The organism is Streptomyces sp. CO7, assembly GCF_053474865.1.
The window spans coordinates 817,953-825,991 of record NZ_JBRIOU010000004.1 but is presented as its reverse complement, the minus strand read 5'-3'; the positions used below and the strand labels follow the sequence as shown (position 1 = coordinate 825,991).

General features: G+C 73.8%; 5 protein-coding genes. 3 read left to right on the top strand and 2 right to left on the bottom strand.

The window, feature by feature from the left end; translation table 11 throughout:
* Positions 1-244: 244 nt before the first annotated feature.
* Complete coding sequence (locus ACOV8S_RS16550; RefSeq protein WP_448318570.1) at positions 245-1,729, top strand: hypothetical protein; 1,485 nt, start codon at positions 245-247, stop codon at positions 1,727-1,729.
* Positions 1,726-4,098: a glycosyltransferase gene (locus ACOV8S_RS16545; RefSeq protein WP_448318569.1), complete on the top strand. Its 2,373-nt coding sequence runs from the start codon at positions 1,726-1,728 to the stop codon at positions 4,096-4,098. The genes ACOV8S_RS16550 and ACOV8S_RS16545 overlap by 4 nt, the downstream gene beginning before the upstream one ends.
* Before the next feature lie 79 nt (positions 4,099-4,177).
* On the opposite strand, the gene ACOV8S_RS16540 is transcribed toward ACOV8S_RS16545, so the two are convergent.
* Both ACOV8S_RS16540 and ACOV8S_RS16535 read right to left on the bottom strand, forming a co-directional pair.
* Positions 4,178-5,524 (bottom strand): polysialyltransferase family glycosyltransferase, encoded by a 1,347-nt coding sequence (locus ACOV8S_RS16540; RefSeq protein ID WP_448318568.1) that lies wholly within the window; start codon positions 5,522-5,524, stop codon positions 4,178-4,180.
* On the bottom strand, positions 5,521-6,501 hold the full coding sequence (locus ACOV8S_RS16535; RefSeq protein WP_448318567.1) for a glycosyltransferase family 2 protein: 981 nt from the start codon (positions 6,499-6,501) through the stop codon (positions 5,521-5,523). Before ACOV8S_RS16535 ends, ACOV8S_RS16540 begins: the two co-directional genes overlap by 4 nt.
* Before the next feature lie 198 nt (positions 6,502-6,699).
* Between ACOV8S_RS16535 and ACOV8S_RS16530 the strand changes: the two genes are divergently transcribed.
* Positions 6,700-8,037, top strand: coding sequence for a DUF6716 putative glycosyltransferase (locus ACOV8S_RS16530; RefSeq protein WP_448318566.1), 1,338 nt, complete (start codon positions 6,700-6,702; stop codon positions 8,035-8,037).
* Positions 8,038-8,039 lie beyond the last annotated feature (2 nt).

The window sequence follows — 8,039 nt, the reverse complement described above, 5'->3', positions numbered from 1 at the left end:
CCCCCAAGGACTTCGTCCAGGGGGTACCCCCATCGCCCCCTGGGTGGCCCAGCCGCCCGCAGCGGGAGTACGGGCACCGCACGTCCCCGGCAGGGGGAGTTGGCCGGGGCGTCACCTCCGCGTCGGCCCCGGTTCCCACCATTCGCCCCCGCGTCCGCGCGCATTCACCCGTCCGACGTTTTCCCTTCCTAGCGTGCTCGCAGAACCCGACAGGTGACAGCGAGCGGCAGCGAGCAGGAGTGGCATGACGGCGGTCGAGGAGAGACGTCCGGGCACCAGAGGCGCGGGGCAGCTGGAGGACTGCCTCGCCGCCTGCGCGGTGCACAGCGGCAAGTTGGTCGGCAGCGTCGACCGTCGGCGCGGGGAGCTGGCCGAGGAACTGCGCAAGCTGCTCGCGCTGTGGAGCATGCGCCCGGCCGCCCAGGCCGCCCCGCAGGGCGCCGCCGGCGCGGCCGCGGTGCTGAAGCGGGTGGTGAAGGGCGGCTCCGCCGGGACCCGGCTCACCAACGACGTGCTGGACGCGCTGATCGCCGTCGCCGGCAAGGCGCTGCGCTGCGACTACGACGACGAGCGCCGCCTCGCCGAGCTGATCGCCGACACCGTGCTGGCGCTGCGCGAGAACTCGCGCGCCGGCTGGCGGCTGCGCGCCCGTGTGATGGAGGCGAAGGGCGACGAGGCGGCCGCCGTCGAGGCGTACGCCCGCTTCCTGGAGCTCACCAGCAACGACGGCACCGGCATCGCCGCCAAGCTGACCGGCCTGCGCACCGCCGCCGACCGCGAACGCGACCTGCTGGACCTGCTGTGCCGCACCCGCCCGGGTGCGCAGGCGCTCGCCGCCCGGCGGCCCGCGACCGAACTGTGGGCCGAGGGCCTGGAGCTGCGCGCCCGCGGCGCCCGGGAGGAGGCGGAGGACCTGCTGGTCGCCGCCCTGCTGGCGCACGCCCGCTCCGGCGCCCCGGTCCCCGACCGGCAGCGGCTGCTGTCCGGTTACGTCGACCTGCGCGTCGAGGACGCCCGCACCGGCGGTGACCCGCGGGGGACCGGCGCGCTCACGGAGCTGGCCGCCCTGTGGTCCGAGCAGCACCGCACCCGGCGGCGCGGCCCGGTCGCCGACCCCGCCATGGGCGGCGTCACCTGGCTGAGCCTCGGCGAATTCCGCAACACGATCGAGGGCCGCTCGGTGTGCCTGGTCGCCAACTCCGGCCGGGTCGGCGCCGGCGGCCTGGGCCGGGAGATCGACGACTACGACCTGGTCGTCCGGTTCAACTCCTACCGGATCGACCCGGCCCACACCGGCAGCCGGACCGACGTCCACGCCACCATCCACAAGCACGGCTTCAACTGGGACAAGCCGGTGACCACCCGCCTGGTCTTCGGCGGGCTCTCCCACGAGTGGAAGTACTCGCTGCGCAACCGCCTGGTCCCCGGCGCCCAGGAGTACCTGGGAGACGAGTCGCTGCGCTGGCCACTGCGGAACATCGGCAAGGTCGGTTCCGACGAGTGGCCGGCCATCCCCACCACCGGCTTCAACATGCTGTGGCTGCTGGACTTCCTGGACGTCAACCCGGTGATCGACCTGATCGGCTTCGACTTCTACGAGAGCGGCGCCTACCGCGTCGACGCGGCGATGAAGCTGCCCATCACCACCGTCCACGAGTACACCAGCGAGAAGGACTGGGTCCTCGCCCGGGCCCGCCGCGTGACCGACACGAGGATCTCCCTGCGATGACCGCCACCCTCCCCGACCTGACCGAGCAGGCCCGGCAGACCTCCCCGCGGACCGGCGCCGTGCCCGACACCGCCGCCCACGCGCTCACCGGCCGGCGGCGGATCGCCTTCGCCGCCTACGTCGACGAGAACTACCTGCCCGGCTTCCTGACCCTGCTGCGCAGCCTCGCCCTGACCAACCCGGGCCTGTGCGAGGACTTCGTCGTCCTGTACGACGACCTGCGGCCGTCCTCCGTCGCCCGCATCCGCGCCCTGCACCCGCGGATCGTGCTGCGCCCGGTGGACGCGGAGCACTACGACTCCTACGCCAAGGGCGACCAGCACAACTACCTGGTCCGCAAGGCCTACTTCATCCTCGACGTGTTCCGCATCCGGGACTACGACACGGTGATCACCCTGGACACCGACATGGTGGTCCTCGGCGACCTGGGCGAGCTGCTGCGGCTGCGCGAGGGGCTCGCGGCCGTCCCGCAGTTCTTCCACGGCCGGCACAAGCTGAACTCCGGGCTGCTGGTCATCCAGCGCGAGTACCTGTCCGACGCGTTCTGCGCCCGGATCGACGAGACCGGCCGCAGCGGCGCCTACGAGCTGGACAAGCACGACCAGGGCATCCTCAACGCCGTCCTGGACGGGGAGTTCACCCGCCTCGACGCCCGCTACAACTTCGTCAAGCGGCGGCTCTCCGGCGACCTGGAGGTCCCCGACGACGTCGCGATCCTCCACTTCACCGGCCGCCACAAGCCCTGGCAGGGCGGCGAGGCCGGCTACACGCGGGCGGAGGAGCGCTGGCACGACTACGCGATGACGGACGACGAGTTCCGCGCCGCCTTCGCCGCGCTGCCCGCCGGGGCCGGCGTCCACCACGACCTGCTCGTCCACCTCGGCACCGCCCACGTGGCCCGCACCGGCGACCCGGAGACCGCCCGCCGGGTGGCGTCCGCGCACATCGCGGCGGGGGAGTACCAGGAGGCCGTGGACGTCCTCGGCCGGGTCCGGCTGACCGTGGACGACTCGGCGGGCCACGAGGTGCTCGGCCACGCCCTGATGAGCGTCTCCCGGTACGAGGAGGCCCGCACCCACCTGCTGCTGGCCGCCGCCGACCCGGGCCGGGCCGCCGTCGCCTGTGCCCGCCTCGCCCAGATCGCGTGGGTGCACGGCCGGGACGACGAGGCCCGGCGGCACGCGAACACCGGCCTGTCCGTCGACCCGACACACCGGCCGAGCCGCATCTGGGCCGAGCGCACCCGCCCCGGGGCGGCGCTGCCCGGGCAGCAGCAGGGCGCGCCGGAGGACCAGCTCGCCCACGTCGCCTTCTACATGGAGCGGCAGGGCAACGCGGGCGACAAGCTGCTCCCGGAGAGCGTGCGGCAGGCCTTCGGCGCCGACACCACCTCCCGGCGCTGGCACCCCGTGCACGCCCACCGGCTCTTCGACCGGGCCGCCCTGGAGCGGGTCAACGCCCGCCGCGGCCTGGTGATCGGCGGCGGCGGCCTGTTCATCCCCGACACCATGCCCAACGGGGCCAGCGGCTGGCAGTGGAACGTCTCCGACGAGGCGCTCCGCGCGATCGACGTGCCGATCCTGGTGTACGCGGTCGGGTTCAACGCCTTCGACGGGCAGTCCTACCGGGCCCGCCGGTTCGCCGAGAGCCTGCGCCTGCTGGTGGAGCGCTCGGCCTTCTTCGGCCTGCGCAACCACGGCTCCATCGAGAAGGTCCGCGCCATGCTGCCGGAAGCCCTGCGGGACAAGGTGCGCTTCCAGCCCTGCCCCACCACCGTCGCCCGGCACATCGTCCCCGGCTGGACCGACCCGGTGCGCCGCCAGGACACGGTCCTGCTCAACGCCGCCTACGACCGCGCGGGCCTGCGCTTCGGCCACGACTACGACCACTTCCTCGCCGAGACGGCCAAGGCGGTCCGGGCGATCGGCGAGCGCGCCGAGGTCCGCTGCGTGGCGCACGCGCTGGAGGACGAGCGGATCGCCTTCGACCTGCGGCGCGAGCACGGCATCTCGCTGCCGGTGATCCCGATGTACGACTACGACAACGACCGGATACGGGAGACCTACGCGGACACCCGGCTGGTCATCGGGATGCGGGGTCACGCGGGGATGATCCCGTTCGGCCTCGGCACGCCGATCGTCAGCCTGATCTCCCACCCGAAGATGGCGTACTTCCTGCGGGACATCGGCCGCCCCGAGTGGGGCGTGTCGGTCCACGACCGCGACCTCGGCGCTGTTCTCACCGAGCGGGCGCTGGGCATCCTCGACGACCACGACGCCACCGTCGCGGACGTCCACGCCCGCCAGGCCGAGCTGTGGGAGGTCACCCGGGAGAACGCCGCCCGCATCAAGGCCCTCCTGGACCGCTGAGGTCCGGCGCACGACGGCGAGGGGCCGCCCCCGGTACCGGGGGCGGCCCCTCGCCGTCGTCCTGGACGTGCCGTGCCGGTCAGCGCTCCCGCGGCCGGCGTGCCCGCAGCGACCGGGCCCTGCGGACGGCGCGGCGGAGGGTGCGGCTGCGGGCCAGGAAGGTCAGGCGGTCCGGGACACCGCCCGGGAGCGCGAGGCCGGTCAGGCGTCGGCGCTTGAAGTAGCGCAGCCACCGCGCGTCCTGATGCCCCCTGAGGAACCGCTCGGCCTCCGGACGCAGCGCGGGGTGGATCCTCGGCTGCATCGCGAAGCCCACCGCGCGCACCAGCTCGCCGAGCTCCCCGACCGTCATGGACGCCCGCTGCCCGCGGACCGCGTCGGCGTCGTCGAGGTCGGGCAGCAGGGCGTCGACCACGGTCACGGGGATCCGGTTGCTGTTCTCGTACGGGCGCAGCCGCTCGAGCAGCAGCCCGGTGCTCGTGCGGGCCACCGGGATGCCGTGCAGGGCGGAGGCGGTGAGCAGCGCGGTGGAGAAGCAGCCGGCCACCAGCGCGGGCCGGATCCGCCGGAACAGCACCTCGGCCAGGACCGGCTCGTCCAGCACGGTCAGCTCGGCGCCCAGGCGCTCCGCCTCGTCGACCACGGCGCGGTGCCAGGCGGCGGGCGCGGTGGGGTGCGGCTTGAAGACCAGGGACCGGTGGCCGAGGGCGACCGCGCCGCGCACCAGCCGCAGGTGCAGGTCCTCCTCCTCCTGGGGGGTGAGGATGTTCAGCGCCGACAGGTACTGCCCGAGCAGCAGGGCCGGACCCTCGGGGAGCGCGGGCAGGTCGTCCGCCCGCTCGGCCAGTTCGTCGAGGACCTTGCCGAACGCGTCCGTGGGGACCAGCTCGGCCGGCACGCCGAACTCGGTGAGCAGCAGCGGCCGCAGGCCCGGCACCAGGTCCAGGTGCAGGACCCGGGTGACGCGGGTGCCGACCAGGGGGTCCAGCTTGATCCGGGTGGGCCCGTAGCTCATCAGGCCGTCCGCGTACACGGTCAGCGGGGCGCCATGGAAGATCTGCGCCACCCCCAGCGCGGGCTGGGCCTGGAGGGACTCCACGGCCAGCTCCACGTCGTCCTCGCCGAGCCCCCAGGCGAGGCGGAAGTGGCGCTCCCACAGGACGGTGTCCTCCTCGCGGGGCGACCAGCCGGACGGGTGGAACGGGGCGACGGCCTCGTTCCAGGAGCGGACCTCGTCGAAGCGCCCGCGCAGCGCGGCGAAGCCGGGGGCCTCGTCGAGGGCCGGGGTGGTCTCCGGCACGGCGGCGTTGTTGGAGACCAGCAGGACGCGGCGTCCGGCGTCCTGGCCGAAGCAGCCTGCGTCCACGGCGGCGGCCAGGGTGGCGGCGCCGTAGAGGGTCGAGGCGAGGAAGATCTGCGTGGTCACGCGGCGGCTCCCACGGCCGGGCGGCGGCGCAGCCGGCGCAGCCGGGTCGCGCGTTCGGCGTCCATCGAGTCCAGGGTGCGCTCCAGCACCTCCTGCGGCATGCGGCGCAGCGCGGCCGCGCTCAGCGCGCGCAGTCTCCGGCCCACCTCCGGTTGATATCTGCCCTCCGCGTCGGCGGCCAGATGGTGGCACATCATCGCGCAATAGGTGCGCACGACCTTCGGCAGGAGTTCTTCCCCGTCCGGGTCCTCGGCGGTTTCCGCGAGGACCGTGTCGAATGCGCGCAGGAAATCCAATTGCCGTTCGTCGCCGATACGGGTGAGCGAGGACGCCACTCCGCGGCGGTAGAAGACGCCGTACAGGTTCAGCACGGCGAACGACGTGGCCCCGCGGTGCATCCGCCACGTCCACAGGCGGTCCTCGCAGGTGTGCAGGCCCTCGGTGAAGCGGAGCAGGCCGCGGTCCTCCAGCCGGCGGTGGTAGACGTCCGCCCACACGAAGGGGTGGTCCACGGACGTCGAGCGGTCCGCGGGCAGGATCGCCGAGCGGGGGTCCATGACCTGGCCGCGGCGACCGTGCGGCACCCGCTGGACCACCCGTTCACGGCCGGTGGAGCGGACGTGGTCGGTGCGCAGGAAGTCGCAGCCCAGGTCGTCCATGGCCGCGACCAGCCGCGCGTAGTGACCGGGGACGAGCCAGTCGTCGCCGTCCAGGAAGGTCACGTACCGGCCGCGCGCCGCCTCCAGTCCGGTGTTGCGCGCGGCGGCGATGCCCCGGTTGCGCTCGTGCCGCAGCAGCCGCGCCCCGGGCAGGCGGCGCCGCGCCCGTTCCAGCAGGTCCGGGGTGTCGTCGGTCGAGCAGTCGTCGACCAGCAGGAACTCGACGTCGGGTCCGGTGTTGGCCTCGAGGCTCCTCAGGGTGTCGGGCGCGTACTGCCGCACGTTGAAGAAGGGAACGATCACGGAGAGCTTGACCACGCCCCCGACGCTAGGCGCTCGCCCGGCCCGCATTCTTATCCCTCGGTGGACTCCGGGTGAACAGGGGCCGGAAAGGACGTGAACCGTCCTTTCCCGAATTGCTCCGACCGGCCGATTGGTTTCGCGGCGGCTTTCTGTTCACCGTTTGTTGGAGTGCGGTTGGGCCGGGCCTCGGAATGCCTTTCTAGCGTTCCTGGTGTGTCAGCACGCACTACGCAAACGTCAGCAGCCGCTCCGCTGCGGGTCGCGGTCCTCGCGGACTCCGACACCCGGTGGAAGTGGGGCGCCCTCACCGCACGGCGGCTCGCGCCGGCCGGCCGGGAGGTCCGCCTCCACGGCCGCCTCCTGCGCGGCCGCGCCACGCCCACCCCGCGCCAGCTCGCGGAGGTCGGCGTCGAGGCGGACTCCCTGCGCGAGGTGAGCGCGGTCGAGTTCCTGCGCGCCGCCTCCGAGGAGCGGTACGACGTGGTGGTCCTCGCCCTGGTGGGCGGCGGCGTCCAGGCCGTGCTGCACGGACTGCGGCACGCGTGGGGTGCCCGCGCCGAGGGCCGACGGCCGGTGGTCGTGACCGGCTATGTCGGCGTCGTCTACGAGAAGCTCGCCGACGGCCTGCTGCTGCGCCACGGCGCCGACCTGGTGCTGGCCAACTCGACGGAGGACGCGGACCGTTTCCGCGCCGTGTACGAGGGTGTGGGCGCCGACCCGGACGCCGTCACCGAGGTGGCGCTGCCCTTCCTCGGCGGCGAGCCCTACCGGGGGGAGGAGCAGGACCGGCCCCGCACCGTGGTGTTCGCAGCCCAGCCCTCCGTGCCGGAGACACGCAAGGACCGCGAGTACCTGCTGGAGCGGCTCATCGGGCACGCCCGGCGGCACCCGGAGCGCGAGGTCCTCCTCAAGCTCCGCTCCCGGCCCGGCGAGCACACCACCCACATCGAGGAGCTGCCTTACCAGAAGCTGGTCCAGCGCCTGGACCGGCCGTCCAACTTCCGCCTCGTCTACGGTCACATGGGCGAGGTCCTGGACCGCACCGACCTGCTGGTGACGGTGTCCTCGACGGCGGCCCTGGAGTCCCTGCACCGCCGCATCCCCACCGCGGTCCTCACCGACCTCGGGGTGCGCGAGACGCTCGGCAACCACCACTTCACCGGCTCCGGCATCCTCGCCTCCTTCGACGAACTGGACGCCGGGCGCCTGCCGGTCCCTGACGAGGAGTGGCTGGCCCGCCAGGGAGTGGCGGCCGACGGCAGCTACCAGCACGCCTACGACGCCGCCCGCGAACGCCTCGCCAAGCTGCTCCGGGCGCCCCAACTGCCGCCGCTCGACCCGTACTACACGAACCGCACCGCGCCCGGCTACCTGCCCGGCATCCTCGCCCGCCACCACCTGGCCCCCGACGGGGCCCCGCTGCCCGGCGCGCCCGTCACCGACCGCGCGCCCGGCCCGCTGCGCCGGGCCGTGCGGGAGACCGCGCGCGGCGCCTACCGGCACGGGGTGCAGCGGGTGGCCCCCCTGATCCGACGCCTGGGAGAGCTGTGAAC